The following is a 17,935-nucleotide window of genomic DNA, read 5'->3' on the forward strand; positions in this document are numbered from 1 at the left end:
GCCATGGTGAGCACAGCCAAGCGCGGCCGCAACGAACCGCCGCAAGTCCAGCCGATCATCGTCAAGAAGGTGATCGAGGAGGCCCACGGCGCCCATCATGGCGGCGCCTGGAAGATCGCCTATGCCGATTTCGTGACGGCGATGATGGCCTTCTTCCTGCTGCTCTGGATCATCGGCGCCACCGACGAGGACAAGAAACGCGGCCTCGCCGATTATTTCACGCCGACGCTGATCGAATATCGCCAGGACAGCGCCGGATCGGACGGCATCCTGGGCGGCGATTCGATCGTGGCCTCCGAAAATTATCCCCACAGGGCCACCCAGACCGGATCCCGGGCGATCGTGATCCCGCGCGACGTGACCGGCGGCGTCCGCGAGGGGAGCGGCCCGACCCAGGAGGATCGCCTCCGCTTCCAGCAGCTGCGCGCCGAGCTGATGCGCCGGATCGAAAGCAATCCGGAGCTGAGGCAGCTGCGTCGCCACATCAGCTTCACCGAGGACGGCGAGGGTCTGCGCATCGACCTGATGGACGAGGCCAATTTCTCGATGTTCCGCGTCGGCACCGACCAGCTCCTTCCCCAGGCGCGGCGGCTGGTCGAGGAGGTCGCCCAGGTGATCGGCGACGTGCCCAACGCGGTGGTCGTGCGCGGCCATACCGACTCGCTGCCCTATTCGGCCGGCCAGACGATGAACAACTGGATGCTCTCGACGGCGCGCGCCGAAAGCACCCGTGCCACCCTGCAGCGGGCCGGCGTCGCGATCGACCGCATCGCCCGGATCGAGGGCGTGGCCGATCGCGATCCCTTCGTGCCGGAGGACCGCTACGACCCGCGCAACCGGCGCATCTCGATCACGTTGGCGTGGCGGGGCAATGCGGTCCGTCGCACGCCCCGGACGCCGGTGGCCGAAGCCGCGCGGCCTGCAGCGCCCGCAGCCCGGCAGACGCCGCCACGCCCGTAGAACATCTCAGCAGATCGGTTTGAGGCAGAACGACAATGAAGCCGTGGAGCAGCCGCCGGGAGAAGATGACCGCGAAGCTCGGTCAGCTCGAAGCCGAGCCGATCTACATGAAAATCGGCGCGTTTCTCGCCGAGCACGGCCTGTGGCCGAGTCCCGGCAACTACACGCTCGCCTATCAGGTTTTCGCCGACCCGGCGTCCTCCGTTGCGGAGGCCGTGAAGACGATCACGGCCGATGGCATCCGCCTTTCCCAGCGTGACGCCGACCGGATCATCGCCGAGCATGGCATGCCGGCCGCCACGGCGCCGGCGACAGCGGGCACCGATCCGGTGATGATCGGCGAGGCGACACGGCAGATGGAAGAGTTTGCGGCGATCATCGAGACCTCGCGCGCCGCGACCCAAAGCTATGGCCGCGACCTTGCTGCCGGTGCCGCCGAGCTCGAGGAAGCGCTCGGCTCGGCCTCGTCGCTGATCGAGATCACCCGATCGATGATCGCGCGCACCAAGTCGGCCGAGCAGCAGCTCACGGCCGTGCGCAACGAAGCCGACGGGCTCAAGGCGAAGCTCGCCGAGGCCGGCCAGGAGGCGCGCCGCGATCCGCTGACCGGCCTTCCCAATCGCCGCGCCTTCGAGGAGCATTATGCCGAGCTCCAGCGCGAGGGCGCGATCGTCAGTGTCGCGATTTGCGACGTCGATCATTTCAAGCGGATCAATGACCAATATGGCCATGGCGTCGGCGACCGCATGCTGCGCGCCGTGGCCGAATTGCTCGATGCGAACTGCAACGGCCATTTCGTCGCGCGGCTCGGCGGCGAGGAGTTCGTCGTCCTGTTCCGTGGCCTTACCGCCGCCCAGTCCGCAGAAATCCTCGACGATGCGCGTGAGCGACTGGCCGCGAAGCATTTCAAGCTGCGCGAGAGCGACGCCCCCCTAGGCAAGGTCACCTTCTCGGCCGGCATCGCCTGCGGCACCTCGCGCGCCGAGGAAGTCCCGCTCGCTCGTGCCGATGCGCTGCTCTACGAAGCGAAGAATGGCGGCCGCAACGAGGTGCGGGTCGAACGCATCTAGATGACCCAGCCGTCGCCGTCGCCATCGACGGCCTCGATGCCCGGCAAGGTGGTTCCCTCAGGCCGGGGCACCGCGAGGATCACCGTGACGCCGGCCGCGTGCATCAGCCGTGCCACCTCTCCGGCCCGTTGTGCGAGGCCCGTCTCGTCCTCGACATCGAGGTCGCTGCAGACGCCCTCGCGAAGCACGGCTTCGGACAGAACGAAGCTCGGCCGTCCGGCATCACGCAGCCGTTGCGCCAGTGCTTGCGCCCGGGCCACACGTTCCCCGGCCGATGTGCTGGACACCCGGAAGATGCCGTCGTCGCGTATCGTGACCGCGGCGGGGGTAGACGGAAAGCCGGTGATCAGGCCCGCGGCGACGGTCGCGTTCGTGATCTTGTCGATCAGCACGAAGCTGCCGAGCTGACGGTTCTGCGCGTAGGGCACGGCGGAGACGCGGCGGTCGAGGTCGATCGCGACCGCGGCGATGTCGTTGAGGCCGAGCGCGGTCCCAAGCGTGCCGCCGAGGCCGTCGACGTCGAGCGGCGCGCCGACCCTCGAGACGCTCGCCGATACCGTCTGGGCCCCGATCCTGAGCCAATAGGCGCGGTGGAGCACCAGCCGCTCCTGCGCCATCCAGACAAGTCGCGCGTCGAGCGCGGAAGTCACCGCAAGCGATTCGGCCGCGGCGATCACGTCACCGCGCGAGCAATCGACCTCGTCGACGAGGGTCAACGTCACCGCCTGCCCCGCCACCGCCTCGTCGAGCTGTCCGGCATAGGCGACGATCCCGGCCACCTTTGAGACCTGCCCCGACGGCGCGATCGCGATCCGGTCGCCGACGCGAACACGGCCGCTGGCGATCGTGCCGGCATAGCCGCGGAAATCCTGGCCGAAGCGATTGACCCATTGAACGGTCATCCGGAACGGCTCCAGCGCCGCATGGCTCGCTTCGACGGGCACGGTCTCGAGATGTTCGAGCAGCGCCGGCCCGTCATACCAGGGCATCGCCTCGCTGCGCCGGGCGATATTGTCGCCGAGCCTCGCCGACACCGGGATCGCCTCGAACGCCTCGATCCCCGCGCCGCGCGCGAAGTCGCGATAGTCGGCGACGATCTCCTGGAAGCGGGCGCGGCTGTAGCCGACCAGATCCATCTTGTTCACCGCCAGCACGATGTGGCGGATGCCGAGCAGGTGGGCGATGTGGCTGTGTCGCCGGGTCTGCGGCAGCACGCCCTTGCGCGCATCGATCAGGATGACGGCGAGGTCCGCGGTCGAGGCGCCGGTCGCCATGTTGCGGGTATATTGCTCGTGGCCGGGCGTGTCGGCGATGATGAACTTGCGCCGGTCGGTCGCGAAGAAGCGGTAGGCGACGTCGATCGTGATCCCCTGCTCGCGCTCGGCGGCGAGCCCATCGACCAGCGAGGCGAAATCGAGCTCGCCTTCCTCCCCAGCCGCGCTCGCGTCGCGCAACGCCGCGAGCTGGTCGTCGAGCAGCATCCGGCTGTCGTAGAGCAGCCGGCCGATCAGCGTCGACTTGCCGTCGTCGACCGAGCCGCAGGTCAGCAGGCGCAGCAGCGACTTCCGCTGGCTGGCGGCGACATAGGCGTCGACCGTCGCCCGCGCGGCTTCGGCCGGACTCTCGAACAGGGGCGCTACGCTCGCCATCGTCAGAAATAACCCTCTTGCTTCTTCTTCTCCATCGACGCGCTGCCGCCGTCGCGGTCGATGGCGCGGCCCTGCCGCTCGGACGTGGTCGAGACCAGCATCTCCTGGATGATCTCGGGCAATGTCGCCGCCTCGCTCTCGACCGCGCCGGTCAGCGGGTAGCAGCCGAGCGTGCGGAAACGGATCGAGCGTTCGACCGGCACCTCGCCCGGCTGGAGCGGAAAGCGCTCGTCGTCGACCATCAGGATGAGGCCGTCGCGCTCCACCGTCGGGCGCGGCGCGGCGAGGTAGAGCGGGACGATCGGGATGTCCTCGGCATAGATATATTGCCAGACATCGAGCTCGGTCCAGTTGGAGAGCGGGAAGACGCGGATGCTCTCGCCCTTGGCCTTGCGGGCATTGTAGAGGTTCCAGAGCTCCGGCCGCTGGTTCTTGGGGTCCCAGCGGTGGCTCGCCGAGCGGAAGGAGAAGATGCGCTCCTTCGCCCGGCTCTTCTCCTCGTCGCGGCGCGCGCCGCCAAAGGCGGCGTCGAAGCCGTGAAGATCGAGCGCCTGCTTCAAACCTTCCGTCTTCCACATGTCGGTGTGGAGCGGGCCGTGGTCGAACGGGTTGATGCCGAGCTTTTCCGCCTCCGGATTGCGGTAGACGATGAGCTCCATGCCGCTCTCGGCCGCGATCCGGTCGCGCAATTCGTACATCGCCTTGAACTTCCAGGTCGTGTCGACGTGGAGCATCGGAAAGGGCGGCGGGGCGGGATAGAAGGCCTTGCGCGCGAGATGCAGCATCACGGCCGAATCCTTGCCGACCGAATAGAGCATCACCGGCTTCTCGGTCTCCGCGACGACCTCGCGGAAGATATGGATGCTCTCGGCCTCGAGCAGCTCGAGATGGGTCAGACTACGCGCACTCATGCAGCCTCGCTCAGGACTTGGGCAATCGACGCCGGCACGCGTGCCACGCGTCCGATGATGACGGTGACCGGCGCGCCGGTGGGAAGAGCCTGGGCCAGTGCCGCGATCTCGGCAAGGGTGCCGGCGACCTCGGCCTGCTCGGGCAGGGTCGCTGATGCAATGGCGAGGGCGGGCGTCCCCGGATCGAGCCCATGCTTGATCGCCGCTTCGGCGAAGCCGGCGAGGGTGCGGCGGGGCATGTAGACCACCGTCGTCGCGCCGTCGTCGGCGACCGCGTCCCAGTCGATGTCGCGCGGCAGCTGGCCGTCGGCGCCATGGCCGGTGACGAACTGGACACGCCGGGCCTCGCCGCGCTCGGTGAGGGACATGCCGAGCGCCGCCGCCGCGCCTTGCGCCGCGGTGATGCCAGGGACGACCGCCACCGATATGCCGGCGGCGCGGCACGCCGCGATCTCCTCGGTCGCGCGGCCGAAGATCATCGGATCGCCGCCCTTGAGGCGCACCACTGTCTCGCCGGCGCGGGCGAGTGCGAGGATCCGGTCGTTGATGTCGGCCTGCTTGCAGGACGGGCCATGACCCTTCTTGCCGACCGCGATCCGCTTCGCCTCGCGGCGCGCCAGCTCCAGCACCTCGGGGCCGACGAGATCGTCGTAGAGGATCACGGTCGCTGCCTGGAGCGCGCGGACCGCCTTCAAAGTGAGCAGGTCAGGGTCGCCGGGCCCGGCACCGACCAGGGTCACGCTCCCCTTCGTCGCCTCCGGCGCAAAGGCGAGGAGCGACGCGAAGTCGGCGTCGGTGGGCGCGCGATCAACGTTCGACCAGGCCCGGCGGACGAACCCTTCCCAGAAGGCGCGGCGATCGGCGAACCGGGCGAGCCCCTGCTTCACGCGCGGCCGCCATGCCTTCGCCGCCTCGGCCCATGCGGAGAGGCCGCGCGGCAGGATCGCTTCGATCCGGGTGCGGATCGACTGGCCGAGCATCGGCGCGCCGCCGTCGGTCGAGATGGCGAGGACGACCGGCGAGCGGTTGACGATCGTGCCGAACTGGACATCGCCCAGCTCGGCATGGTCGATCAGGCCGGCCACGGCGCCGGCGGCATGCGCCGCCGCGACGAAGCGCTCGGCCTCGACGCGCTCGGGCAGGTCGGCGAGGGCCAGCGCGGCGCCGGCAAGATCGGCCGGCTCCCAGACCCGGGCCAGCACCGTCAGCGGCCCGGCCAGTACGGTTTCTTTCCCTCTCCCCTGGGGGGAGAGGGCAGGGTGAGGGGGTTCGGCGGACGAGGCTACTCTCTGACTCAGAGCCCCCTCACCCCAGCCCTCTCCCCCCAGGGGAGAGGGGGTTTTGGATGAGCGGTCGATCCCCGCGAGGCCGTCGAACAGCCTGGCCGCCGCTTCATGGCCGGCCAGGACCAGCACCTCGGCGCCGGCGGCGAGCAGCAGTTCGGCCTTCCACAGCGCGCCTTGCGAGCCACCCGCGACGACCGCCTTGCGACCGGCGATGCGGTGGAACAGCGGCAGGGTCGCCAGCGGCGCGATACGTGGTGGCAGCGTTTCAGGCGTGCGATCGGTCATGCCGCTTTCCTTCTCGGCCGGCCGTCGTCGTCGACATGGAGACCGCATTCTCTCGCGTCATCCGTTTCCCACCACCAGCGGCCGGCACGCTCGTCCTCACCGGCGACGATCGCGCGGGTGCAGGGCTCGCAGCCGATCGAGGAATAACCCTGCGCGTGAAGCGGGTTGATCGGCACCGCCTCTGCGGCGCAGAAGTCCGCGACCTGATTCCGGGTCCAGTCGAAAAATGGGGCGACCTTGATCAGGTTGCGCTCGAAGCCCGCCAGTGCGACCGAACCGCGCTGGCCGGACTGGTCGGCGCGCAGGCCCGTCACCCAGGCGGCGGCGCCGTCCAGCGCGCGACCGAGCGGCTCGACCTTGCGGACCTCGCAGCAGGCCTGCCGCGCCGCCTTCGAATAGTAGAAGCCGTTGATCCCGGCATCGGCGACTAAAGCGGCGAGCGCGACCGCATCGGGATAAAAGGCGCGGATGCGCACGCCGTAGCGCTCCTCCGTCTCTTGCCAGAGCTGGTAGGTCGACGGGAACAGTCGCCCTGTATCGAGCGTCGCCACCTCGATAGCGAGGCGGTTCGAGAAGATCAGGTGCGCGAGCGCCTGGTCCTCGAGGCCGAAGCTGGTGGTGAACACGATCCGCCCGGGCACGGCCGCGCGCAGTGACTGCAGCCGCGCGAGTGGCGTCGCGCCGCCGATCCGGGCGAGGACCTCGGTGCTCATGCCGTGCGCCGGCGCACGGGCCGGTAGCTGGCGGTGATGAAGGTCAAAGCCTCCAGCCATTGTTCGATCGGTTGGCGTGCGGCCTGCTCCTCGCCGATCTCGACCTCGTCGAACCCACACTCGAGCGCAAAGGCGAACTGGTCCGGAATGAGATAGCCGGTCGCGCGCAGCGTGCCGCGATAGCCTTGTGTCCTGAGCGCACGGGCGATGCTGAAGCCGCGCCCGTCGCTGAACTTCGGGAACTCGATGGCGATCAGGTCGAGACGGTCCTGCACTGCGAGCAGCTCGGCCGCGGGAACGGTGTTCGTGATCAGAACGGCGCGTGCGTCGCCCGCCGGGTCGAACTCGACATAGGGGACGAGCGCCACCGCCGGTCCTGCCCTCCAGCCTTGGCGATCAAGCAGCAGCACGGATCGCCTCCGGCAACTGGAGGGCGGGCTTGAACGGATCGAGACCGACGCGGCGGACGGTGTCGATGAACGTCTCTCCGGGGCCGGTGCGCAGGCCCAGATAGACGTCGACGATCCGCTCGATCGCCGCCGGCACCTCGTCGCCGTCGATGCCGGGGCCGAGCCGTTCGCCCAGCGAGGCGCCCTCGCCCGGATCGCCGCCCAGCGTGATCTGGTAATTCTCGACACCCGCCTTATCGAGGCCGAGAATGCCGATCGAGCCGACATGATGATGGCCGCACGCGTTGATGCAGCCCGAGATCTTGATCCCGAGCGGTCCGATCTCGCGCTGCCGTTCCGCGTCGGCGAAGACCTTGGAAATCTCCTGCGCGATCGGGATCGAGCGGGCGGTGGCGAGCTTGCAATAGTCCATGCCGGGGCAGGAGATGATGTCGGTGATGAGCCCGGCATTGGCCGTTTCCAGCCCCGCCTCGACCAGCGCCACCCAGACGGCCGGCACATCGTCCAGCTTCACATGCGGCAGCACCACGTTCTGGACGTGGGTGATCCGCAGCTCATCGAGCGAATAACGCTCAGCAAGATCGGCGAGGGCACGCATCCGGTCCGACGTCAGGTCGCCCGGCGGCGCCCCGATCGGCTTGGCCGAGACGGTGATCGCGGTGTAGCCCGGCACCCTGTGCGGGAAGAGATTGGTCGCCGCGAACCGGTCGAACGCGGGGTCTTGCGCGCGGGCAGCATCGAACACGGCCGAGGCTGCGGGCAGTGTTTCATAGTCCGGTGGCGCGAAATAGGCGGCGATGCGTGCCACCTCTTCCAGATCGGCGTTGACGCTTGGCCCATCGAGCTTCGCAAATTCCTCCTCGACCCGGGCGATGAACGGCGCTGTGCCGATCTCGTGCACGAGGATCTTGATCCGTGCCTTGTACTTGTTGTCCCGCCTGCCCTCGAGATTGTAGACCCGCATGATCGCCTCGAGATAGGCGAGCAGGTCCGCCTTGGGCAGGAAGTCGCGGATCGTCTTGCCGATGAACGGCGTGCGCCCGAGGCCGCCGCCGACCAGGACCTTGTAGCCCAGCTCGCCGGCCTCGCTCCGGACGATGCGGATGCCGATGTCGTGGACGGCGACGGCGGCGCGGTCCTCGGCGGCGCCGGTGACCGCGATCTTGAACTTGCGCGGCAGGAAGCTGAATTCCGGATGCAAGATCGACCATTGCCGGATCAGCTCGGCGGTCGGGCGCGGGTCCTCGATCTCGTCTGCGGCGACGCCGGCGAAATGGTCCGCGGTCACGTTGCGGATGCAATTGCCCGAGGTCTGGATCGCGTGCATGCCGACATCGGCCAGCGCATCGAGGATGTCGGGCGTGTCCTGCAGCTTGGGCCAGTTATACTGGATGTTCTGACGCGTCGTGAGATGGCCGAAGCCGCGGTCCCACTTGTCGGCGATCATCGCGAGCTGGCGCATCTGGCGCGAATCGAGCGTGCCGTAGGGGATGGCGACGCGCAGCATGTAAGCGTGGAGCTGCAAATAGAGGCCGTTCATCAGGCGGAGCGGGGTGAACTCCTCCTCGGTCAGCGAGCCGTCGAGCCGACGCCCAACCTGGGCGCGAAACTGCGCCGCGCGCTCGCGCACGATCCGCTCGTCGAACTCGTCATAGCGATACATCAGATCGCGCCCGCGAGCGCGAAGGTCGGGCCGATGACGCGGATCTTCTCGCGATAGTGCGACGGGACAGGTGCGCCCGCCGCATCGAGCGCGACGGTGATCAGATAGGGCTCGACGATGTCCTGCTGGCTCACCGCAAGGACTGCGTCGAGCCGCGCTGCGCCGCCATCATCGACCGCGACCTCGGCGCCGCGGGGATCCGCCGTCCAGCCGTCACCGTCGAACCAGACGACTGCGCCGCTCAACAGGTCGTTGCCGGTCAGAACCAGCGGAAGCGCTGGCCTTTTGGAAGATTTTTGCTCGGACACATAAATTCCCCTCTGTTCGTCCAGTCAGGGACTGCAGCGCGTGGAGGGAAGGGCACATAGATAAGGCGGAGCAGCGCGCAACAGCCGCCGATGCAGAAAGCGTGGACCTTGCGGGGACGATTCGGAGTTTGGAAATTTCTGCCAATTCGACCAAATCGGTCGCAATCTCTCTCCCGGAACCCGCACGGCGGAATCACGCTTTTCGGGGAAGGTGGGCCGACTCGGGAGAAGGAAAATGTTCGTCGCGGTCTATTGGTGGCGGGTCCATCCGGGCAAGGAGGCGCAGTTCCGCGCGGCCTGGCGCCGCGGCATCGAGGCGATCACCCGCATCTACGGCAGCCACGGCTCGCGCCTCCACCAGGATCGGGACGGGCGCTTCGTCGGCTATGCCGAATGGCCGGACGAGGCGACCTGGCAGAAGGCCTATGATGCAAAGATGGTCTATGACGATCCCGAAACCCGCGCCATGTTTGTCGACGCGGTCGCCGAAACGCCGCCGGGCAACGCGCCGGTGTTCACGATGACGGTGACGGACGACATGCTGACGCAAAGAAAGGGAGGGGCATGAGGAGATTTTCGGGACGCCTGCTGGCTGCCGCGGCGGCGCTGTCGGTCGCCGGTGCGGCGGCTGGGCAGGGCGCACCGGCCGGCGCCGACGCCGCGCTGGACGCGCTTGCCGACCGGCTGGTGCAGCTGCTGGTCGCCTACGATCCGACCCAGGCCTATTCGATCGGCGTTCCGGCGCCCGATCATCGCCGCTGGCCCGATCGAAGACCGGAGGCAGTCGCGGCGTACGAGCGCGCCTCCGACGAGATTCTCGACGCGCTGCGCGGCATCGACCCGGCCCGCCTCTCGACCGCCAACCGCTTCGTCCATGCCGGCATGGTGGAGCGGCTCGACGCCAACCGCGCCGAGCGGGTCTGCCGCTTCGACCTGTGGGCGGTGAATCATATGGGCGGCTGGCATCTCGGCCTCGCCGAGGTGGCGCGGGACCAGCCGGTCGCCACCGCCGACGAACGCGCGCAGGCGATCGAGCGCTGGTCGACGCTCCCGGCGATGATCGACCAGGAGATCGCCAACGCCCGCACCGGCCTCGCCCAAGGCTATTCCGCGCCCAAGGCGGTGGTGGCGCGGGTGATCCGGCAGATCGACGGCATCCTCGCCGCCCGGCCCGAGAGCCTGCCCTTCTACGCGCCGGCGGAGCGGGCCGACGATCTCGCGTTCAAGACCAGATTGCGGGAGGTTCTGGCGGGGCCGGTCCATGAGGCCTTTGGCCGCTATCGCCGGTTCCTGGGCGACGACTATCTGCCGCGCGCCCGCGAAGCGCTCGGCGTCTCGGCCAACCCGGACGGCACCGAATGCTATCGCGCCTCGCTCAGGAGCTACACGACGCTCGACCGGTCGCCCGAGGCGGTGTTCAACCTCGGCCGCGAGACCGTCAACGGCAATCAGGAACGCGTGCGCGCGCTCGGCCGCGAGGCGTTCGGCACCGACGATCCCGGCCAGATCGTCCAGCGCATCCCGGCGGCGCCGGACAACCGCTTTACGTCGGAGGACGAGCTGATCGCCTTCTCCCGCGCGGCCGTCGTCCGCGCCCGCGCGCGCACCGCGCGGCTGTTCCTGGAAATGCCCGCGCAGGAGATAAGGGTGGAGCCGTTCCATGCCTATCGGCGCGGCTCGGGCGGCAGCTCCTATTACGAGCTGCAGATCGATCCGGCCCTGCCGGCCTTCTACCGGATCAACAGCGAGGTCTGGGCCAACGAGACGCGCGGCACCGCCGAGATCACCGCGGTGCACGAGAGCTATCCCGGCCATCACATGCAGATCAGCCTGGCCGCCCAGACCTCGACCCGGCCGATCTCGAAATTGCTGTTCAACTCGGCCTTTATCGAGGGCTGGGGCCGCTATTCGGAAGCGCTGGCCGAAGAGGCGGGGATCTACGAGACGCGCTATGCGCCGATGACACGGCGGCTGTGGCCGGCGCGCGGCATGGTCGTCGATCCCGGCCTCCACGTCATGGGCTGGACACGCCAGCAGGTGATCGACTTCATCCGCGCCTCGGGCCGCTTCCCGGGCGCCGAAGCCGACGATCTGGTCGACCGGATCGCGATCCTGCCCGGCCAGCTCACCGCCTATGATTCCGGCGGGCTCGAGATCATGGCGCTGCGGCGGGAGGCCGAAGAGGCGCTCGGGCCGCGTTTCGACGTCAGGCAGTTCCACCAGCGCGTGCTGGAGAACGGCACCGTGCCGCTCGGGGCGCTGCGCGACCATGTCCGCGCCTGGATCGCAGCGCAGCGGGCTCAGTAATCGCGCGAGTAGCGCAGGCTCACATTGTTGCCGCTGTTCGAGCCGAACCGCGAGAGCAGGCTCAGCACGCGGCTCAGCGAGATCTCGACCTGGGTCGCGGTGAAGCCCTTCGTGTCGGTGACGATCTCCACATAGATGTCGTCGGACAGGTACATGCCGGCGGCGACCGCGGTGCCGCGACCGGTGGTCTCGTCGGCGCCGAGCACGCGGATGCGGTCGATGCCGGTCGCCGAGCGGAGCTGGCCGAGCGGGTTCATCCCGCCGCCGCCGCCGCGCAACGCGTTCAACGACGCGGCGAGCTGGACGGCCTGGAGGGCGGAAATCTCGGTCACCGAGCTGCCGAACAGGATGCGCGAGACGATCTCGTCCTGCGGCAGGTTCGGGGTCGAGGTGAAGGCAATCTGCGGATTGTAGGCGCTGCCCGCCACGCTGATGCCGACCTCGACATCGTCGATGTCCGACGTCGCCTCGATGTCGATGCGCGGATTGGGCGGTCGCTCGCCGGCGAAGGCGATGTTGCCGCGCTGCAGCTCGAAGCGCCGGCCGGCGAGGCTCAAAGTACCGCGGATCATCTCGAGATTGCCGGTGATCGTCGGCGTCGCGCTGGTGCCGCCGACCCTGAGGTCGGTCGACCATTCGGATTCGAGGCCCATGCCGGAGACGAACACGCGGTTGTCGGCGCGCACCCTGAGGTCGAGCTGCCAGATGCTCGGCACGCCGGCCTCGGCCTGGTCCCGCTGGCCGGGCGGGCGGATCGGCTCGCCGCGGCGGCGGACGCCGGCAAGCTCGCGCACCTCGCTCGATCCCTGCCGGACGAATTCGTAGCGGACTTCGCCCAGCTCCATCTCGCCGGAGATGCGGGCGCCGCCGGCGCCGTTGGTGATCGCGATGTTGCCCGTCGCCCGCGCGCCGAGATCGTCGCCGCGGGCGAGCTGGGCGTTCTGGAACTGCAGCCGGAGGTCGATCGGGAAGCCCTCGGCGGCGGAGAGGCCGATCGCGCCGCTGCCGCTGATCGTGCCTTCGCCGGCGCGACCGGTAAGCTGGCGGACCTGAAGGCGGTTGGCGTTGAAACGCGCCTGCACCGCAAGATTGGTGATCCGCGTCCCGTAGTCGCCATTGACGTAGGTCAGGTTGTCGGCGCGGATCAGCCCGAAGAAGCGCGGGTCGTCGACGGTGCCGCGGACATCGGCGGCGATCGCGACCGGGCCGGTGAGCTGATGCCCGGTCAGGTTGGCGAAGGACATCGGCACGTCGGCGGGGCCGTTGTAGCGGATGCCCCCGGTCACCGGCGCGCCGGCCAGCCGTTCGGTCCAGCTGCCCGATCCGGTCGGCTGGAGCTGGGTCTGGACACGCCCGATCACGGTGCCGCCGCGCCGGATCACGCCGGCGAGCCGCGCGGCGTCGCTGCGCAGGCTGCCGGCGAGCGCGAGATTCACGGGGACGGAGCGGACGGCGATTCCCGTCCGGGTGAAGTTCTCGATGTTGAGGCGCATCTCGGCGCGGGGGAAGCCGCCGCCGGCCGGCTGCGCGAAATCGAGGCTGCCGGTGGCGCGCCCGCCGATCCCGAGCTCGGGCGAGAAGGCGTTGAGGATCGACAGATCGAGGCTGTCGAGCCGCGACTGGAGGACGAGATCGTCGCCATAGCGGCCGGCGAGCCTCAGGCGCCCCTGCTGCAGCGCGACCGTGACCGGGGCAAGGCGCCAGCCGTCGCCGTCGCGCGTGATCTCGGCCGGCTGGGCGAAGCGGAACGGGATCGCGTTGACCTCGCCCTGGAGCGCGGCGCGGATCACGTCCGGCGCGAGTGCGACATTGGCGGCGACGCGGAACGGCACGCCGCGGCGGCCTTCGGCAAGCAGCTGCGCCTGGCCGCTGCCGCCGCGATAGTTGATCCGGATGCGCGCACGGGCGACCTGGAGATCGCCGCTGCTGAGCCCGGCGAGCTGGGCGTCGCCGACGACCGACGGTGCATCGGGATAGAGGATCACGGTGGCCTGGACGACGCCGCGCTGGATCAGGATCGGCACGTCGCCGGGCGTGCGGGCGCCATTGGCGTTGGCGGCGATGTCGATCCGCTGGTAGCGGCCCTCGGCACCGAGCCGCACCGTCCCATCGAGCCCCTGCCCGGCCATGGTCAGCGTGCCGACGAACGGCCCCGCCGGCGACTGCTGGATACGGCCGGCGAAGTCGATCCCGGCGAAGGTCAGACGGTTGACCGCGATGGTGAGCGGCCCGCGATTGCTGAGGATCAGCACGTCGGCGGTGAAGGGGCCATAGGCCGACTGGCCGGACGCCTGGATCGCCCAGCCGCCCGCGGTGGCCCGCACCGTCGCCTCGACCTCGCGGAGGCCCACGCCGAAACCAGGGTTCGCCGCATTCAGCCGCACCTGCGGCGCGCCGGCCGTGCCGGTCACATGAACGACCAGCGGCCCGTACGTATTGCTGACCCCGGCGAGACGCAGATCGAGTGCACCGTTCGGGCGATAGGTGCCGCCGCCGGAGGTCACCCGGAGCAGGGGCGACGTGAGCCGGACATTGTCGACGCGAATCAGTCCGGAGGGCTCCATCACGACGTTGGCGGTCGCGGTCATCACGCCGCCGAGCAGATCGGCCACCGTCGCATTGTCGATCCGCCGGCTGCGCGCAGCGACGCGGCCGCGCAGGCCGAAGCCGGCCGACGTGCTGGTCATGTCGAGATCGGTGTTGATGTCGAACAGGCCGACGCCATCGACCGCGTAGTTATTCACCCGCCCCTGGACGGCGGCGAGGTAACGGCCGGTGGCGAGATCGAAGGCGATGGCGAGCCGTGCGTCGATCCGGTCGGCGCGCACGCGCAGATTGTCGGAGACGATCCGTGTCCCCTCGACGCCGAGATCGCCGTTCAGCGTGACGTTGGCAATCGGACCGCCGGCGACCGCGTCGAAGCCGGTAATGCGGGCGGCGCGCGCCGAGACCGGTACGATGATGTCCTCCGCACGCACCCGTGCGCTGCCGACCGCGCGCAACCCTTCGACCGTGGTCGTGCCGAAGGTGAGCCGCGCGGCGCGCAGATCGTAGGCGACACTGGGCGTCGCGAACGGGCCGTTGAGGATCAGCGCGATCTGCGCATCGCGGCCGCTGAGATTGGGGGCGATCGCACCGGGCTCGAGCAGGCGGGCGGCGACGTTGAGCCCTTCGAACCGGTTCTGGCCGAGATCGACGCGGCCTTGCGCGGCCACCGCCAACGCACGGCTGCCAAGGCGCAGCCGCAGGTCCGCACGGCGGTTCTCGAAGGTGGTGACGAGATTGACGCGCGTGACCGGGCCGGCGAGCCGCTCGACCGGTCCTTCCATCAGCAGACCGGGCCGCACCGGTCCTTCGACAGTGAAGGTGCCGTCGCGGGCGCCGAGGTGGAGGTCGGCCAGCGCCTGGCCGCCCAGCGCCGCCTGGGCGCGGCCCTGCCAGTTCGCCCAGTCGCCGCGGCCCTCGATCCGCGCCGCGACGTCCTGGTCCAGCCCCGCGAGGCCGGCGATGAAGCCATCGCGAGGCCCGCGTGCGGCCAGCGCGATGTTCAACCGGTTCGCCTCCGGCACCGCATCGAGCCGCAGCACCAGCCGGTCGCCGCCGGGCAGGCCGGGCGCGGCGACGGCGGCGAGGTTCAGCGCGACCTCGGCGCGCCCGTCGGCGATCTTCGTTCGGCCGTCGAGCGTCAGAAGGTGGCGCCGGCCGGTGACCGGCGGATCGACGAGCAGGCGGCCGACGCTCAGCCGGCCGATGTCGATATCGATGTCGGGCAGCAGCGGCGCATTCGGGTCGCCCGGGCGCAGCGCCGGCAGGCGGGAGAGTCGCGCCTGCGGCACGACCAGCGACTGGATGTCGATATGGTTGCGCAGATAGGCGAGCGGTCGATAGTCGAGCTCCGCCCGGTCGGCGCGGAAGAAGACACCCTGCGGGTCACTGAGCGCGAGCCCATGCAGCGTTATCTCAGAGAAGATCGAGCCGTCGATCCGGTCGATATGGACCTGGAGGCCCGACGCCATCTCGATCGCGTTGACCTGACGGACGATGTAGCGGCGGCCGGCATCGCTGTTCAGCCAGAGGACGAAGGCACCGGCGAGGATGACCAGTGCGAGGAGGGCGATGCCGGCCCATTTCGCGATCGTGACCGCCGGGTGACGCCGGGACGGCGGCGGTGCCTCGACGGGGCGATCATCCGACATCAGAAGGCCTGCCCGATCGAAATGTAGAGCGAGATGCGGGATTCGCCCTCGCGCCGGTTGATCGGCGTCGCCACGTCGACGCGGATCGGGCCGAAGCTCGTATAGAGCCGCCCGCCGACGCCGACGCCGAAGCGCAGGTCCGAAAGGCGCGGATACTGGCCTTCATAGACCTGGCCGGCATCGACGAAGGCGACCACGCCATAATCGCCGAACCGGTAGCGGCCCTCGATCGCGAACTCGTTGAGACTGCGCCCGCCGAGCGGCACGGAAATCGTGGGCGGCTCAGCCTCCGGGTCGGCGGGATCGAAGTCGGGATTCGGCAGTATCTGCCGTGGCCCCAGTTCCTGGAAGCCGAAGCCGCGCACCGAGCCGCCGCCACCCGCGTAGAAGCGCCGCGAGGGTGCGAGAGCGTCGCGCGCGATGCCGGTGATCGAGCCGAAGCGGACCCGGCCGGCGATCACGAAATCGCCGATCGGATAGTAGGCGCTGCCCTCGATCAGGCCCCGGACATAGAAATCGGCGCCGTCGTTGAGCGAGGCCTCGGGATTGATCCGGGCGAGCAGCCGATAGCCGCGGGTGGCATCGAGCAGGTTGTTGGAGCGATCGTAGCCGACCTGCCCGAAGACGCCGCCGATGAAATAGGTCTCACTCGGCGCGGACTGGCCGCGCGCGTCGAGGGCCTCGTTGGTGGCGAGCAGTTCGGCGCCGAAGGCATAGGTCCAGCGCTTCTGCCAGATCGGCGTGGATTCGCGCGCGACCGTGCCGGCGAGACGGGCGGTGTAGGCGCGGTAGGCGTCGTAATTTCGCCGTCCTGCCTCGATCTGGGCGATGAGCGCCTGATCGCGGCGGCGCCAGTTGTTGCGGCGGTAGCGGAAATTCGCCGACTGTTCCTGGGTGCCGCCGATCGCGGCAATGCGGATGCCGCCTTCCGGCGGGAAGAAGTTGCGATGCTCCCAGGCGACCTCGGCGCGCAGGCCCTCGCCGGTATTGTAGCCGATGCTGCCGTCGATCGAACGCGCCGGTCCGTGGGTCTGGCGGACGAGCACGTCGACATATTCGGTGCCGTCCGGCGCCGTCTCGCCGGTCCGCACCGGCTCGGCCGAGACGCTGTTGAACAGGCGGGTCGAGACCATCGCCTCGCGCAGGTCGTCGACCAGGCGCCGGTCGTAGAGCTCGCCCTGGTTGAAGCGGGCGAGGAGATCGATGTGATCGGTGTCGAACACCGCATCGCCTTCGGTTTGGATGCCGCGGAAGCTGGCACGTGGACCGGGATCGAGCGGCAGCGTATAGGCGCCGAGCCGGGTCGCCGGGTCGAGCTCGATGTCGCGCAGGCCGATCTCGGGAAAGGGATAGCCCTGCTGCGGCAGGCGCAGCGCCACATTCGCCTCGGCCGCCTCGACCTCCTCGGCGACGATCGGGTGGCCGGATTCGAGGGTCAGCGCCGCGCGCGGCAGGCTCGGCGGCTCGGTCGCCGGGCCGGTGATCCGGATGTCGCCGAAGCTGTAGCGATTGCCGGCAGCAGCGGTGAGGGTGACGACGACCCGCCCCGGCTGATCGGGCAGCTGCGCGATCGAGGAGGTGGCGACCGCGTCATAATAGCCTTCGGAGCGCAGCAGGCGGACGGCGAGCTGCTCGTCCTCCTCGGCCCGCGCCGCGATCATCGCGCCGTTGACCGCCTCGCCGTCGGCATCCTCGAGCGCGGAAAGATCGCGGAACCGGCCCTCGAGGTCGACCTCGTCCAGACCCTCGACGACATAGGTGTAGCGGACCGGCGCGGGCTCGCCGCCCTCGTCGGCATCGGCCGCGACGTCCTGGATCGGCTCGGTCCGGAACGTGGAAAGCGGCGGCAGCGGCTCGGACAAGGCCGGATCGCCGAGCGGCGCCTCCTCGACGGGTCCGGGCACCGGCGGGAAGGGCGTCGCGGAGATCGCGTTCTCGTCGAGTCCCTCGATCGGCTCCAGCGGCCGGTTGAGTTCGGGGTCGAGCGGCGGCAGCGCCTCCTCGAACTGGGAGTCGGGGATGATCGGCTCGGCCGGATCCGTCTGGCCGGATGCCGCCGGCGGTTCGGCGGGGGAGGCCTGTTGCGCGGCGAGCGGCGCGGCCAGCGCGCCGACCGCCACGGCTGCCAACAAGAAATGCCTTTGCCTCAATTGCCCCCCAATTTAGGTCGCCTTCCC

At 69.4% G+C, this 17,935-nt stretch carries 13 protein-coding genes; 4 read left to right on the plus strand and 9 right to left on the minus strand.

All coding sequences use genetic code 11. The annotated features are described in order from the left end of the window. Positions 1 to 3 precede the first annotated feature (3 nt). Complete coding sequence (locus RCO27_RS13265; RefSeq protein ID WP_309003142.1) at positions 4 to 960, plus strand: flagellar motor protein MotB; 957 nt, start codon at positions 4 to 6, stop codon at positions 958 to 960. A 65-nt stretch (positions 961 to 1,025) separates the two neighbouring features. Further along, the gene (locus tag RCO27_RS13270; protein ID WP_309003143.1) at positions 1,026 to 2,030 is read left to right on the plus strand and encodes a GGDEF domain-containing protein; all 1,005 of its coding nucleotides are present in this window, start codon (positions 1,026 to 1,028) and stop codon (positions 2,028 to 2,030) included. On the opposite strand, the gene cysN is transcribed toward RCO27_RS13270, so the two are convergent. Genes cysN through RCO27_RS13305 form a run of 7 tightly spaced genes read right to left on the minus strand, consistent with a single transcriptional unit; the run spans position 2,027 to position 9,255 of the window. Then, a complete protein-coding gene (gene cysN, locus RCO27_RS13275; protein ID WP_309003144.1) occupies positions 2,027 to 3,679 on the minus strand; it encodes a sulfate adenylyltransferase subunit CysN in 1,653 nt (550 codons plus the stop codon). The genes RCO27_RS13270 and cysN overlap by 4 nt on opposite strands. 2 nt (positions 3,680 to 3,681) lie before the next feature. Continuing rightward, positions 3,682 to 4,590 carry a sulfate adenylyltransferase subunit CysD gene (gene cysD / locus RCO27_RS13280; protein WP_309003145.1) on the minus strand — a complete coding sequence of 303 codons (909 nt, stop codon included), beginning with the start codon at positions 4,588 to 4,590 and terminating at the stop codon, positions 3,682 to 3,684. Next, positions 4,587 to 6,161 (minus strand): siroheme synthase CysG, encoded by a 1,575-nt coding sequence (gene cysG, locus RCO27_RS13285; protein ID WP_309003146.1) that lies wholly within the window; start codon positions 6,159 to 6,161, stop codon positions 4,587 to 4,589. Before cysG ends, cysD begins: the two co-directional genes overlap by 4 nt. Continuing rightward, positions 6,158 to 6,874 (minus strand): phosphoadenylyl-sulfate reductase, encoded by a 717-nt coding sequence (locus RCO27_RS13290; RefSeq protein ID WP_309003147.1) that lies wholly within the window; start codon positions 6,872 to 6,874, stop codon positions 6,158 to 6,160. The genes cysG and RCO27_RS13290 overlap by 4 nt, the downstream gene beginning before the upstream one ends. After that, the gene (locus RCO27_RS13295; protein WP_309003148.1) at positions 6,871 to 7,284 is read right to left on the minus strand and encodes a DUF934 domain-containing protein; all 414 of its coding nucleotides are present in this window, start codon (positions 7,282 to 7,284) and stop codon (positions 6,871 to 6,873) included. The genes RCO27_RS13290 and RCO27_RS13295 overlap by 4 nt, the downstream gene beginning before the upstream one ends. Continuing rightward, entirely contained in the window at positions 7,271 to 8,947 is a 1,677-nt protein-coding gene (locus tag RCO27_RS13300) for a nitrite/sulfite reductase (RefSeq protein WP_309003149.1), read from the minus strand. Before RCO27_RS13300 ends, RCO27_RS13295 begins: the two co-directional genes overlap by 14 nt. Further along, a complete protein-coding gene (locus RCO27_RS13305) occupies positions 8,947 to 9,255 on the minus strand; it encodes a DUF2849 domain-containing protein (RefSeq protein WP_309003150.1) in 309 nt (102 codons plus the stop codon). The genes RCO27_RS13300 and RCO27_RS13305 overlap by 1 nt, the downstream gene beginning before the upstream one ends. 235 nt (positions 9,256 to 9,490) lie before the next feature. Between RCO27_RS13305 and RCO27_RS13310 the strand changes: the two genes are divergently transcribed. Continuing rightward, positions 9,491 to 9,823: an antibiotic biosynthesis monooxygenase gene (locus RCO27_RS13310; RefSeq protein ID WP_309003151.1), complete on the plus strand. Its 333-nt coding sequence runs from the start codon at positions 9,491 to 9,493 to the stop codon at positions 9,821 to 9,823. Beyond that, positions 9,820 to 11,562: a DUF885 domain-containing protein gene (locus RCO27_RS13315; RefSeq protein WP_309003152.1), complete on the plus strand. Its 1,743-nt coding sequence runs from the start codon at positions 9,820 to 9,822 to the stop codon at positions 11,560 to 11,562. The genes RCO27_RS13310 and RCO27_RS13315 overlap by 4 nt, the downstream gene beginning before the upstream one ends. Here the strand turns inward: RCO27_RS13315 and RCO27_RS13320 are convergent. Both RCO27_RS13320 and RCO27_RS13325 read right to left on the minus strand, forming a co-directional pair. After that, positions 11,556 to 15,758 (minus strand): translocation/assembly module TamB domain-containing protein, encoded by a 4,203-nt coding sequence (locus RCO27_RS13320; RefSeq protein ID WP_309003153.1) that lies wholly within the window; start codon positions 15,756 to 15,758, stop codon positions 11,556 to 11,558. The two genes, RCO27_RS13315 and RCO27_RS13320, sit on opposite strands and share 7 nt — an antisense overlap. Beyond that, positions 15,758 to 17,890: a BamA/TamA family outer membrane protein gene (locus RCO27_RS13325; RefSeq protein WP_374990381.1), complete on the minus strand. Its 2,133-nt coding sequence runs from the start codon at positions 17,888 to 17,890 to the stop codon at positions 15,758 to 15,760. The genes RCO27_RS13320 and RCO27_RS13325 overlap by 1 nt, the downstream gene beginning before the upstream one ends. Positions 17,891 to 17,935: the final 45 nt, after the last annotated feature.

It is taken from the genome of Sphingosinicella sp. LHD-64, from assembly GCF_031157375.1.
Lineage (GTDB): Bacteria > Pseudomonadota > Alphaproteobacteria > Sphingomonadales > Sphingomonadaceae > Allosphingosinicella.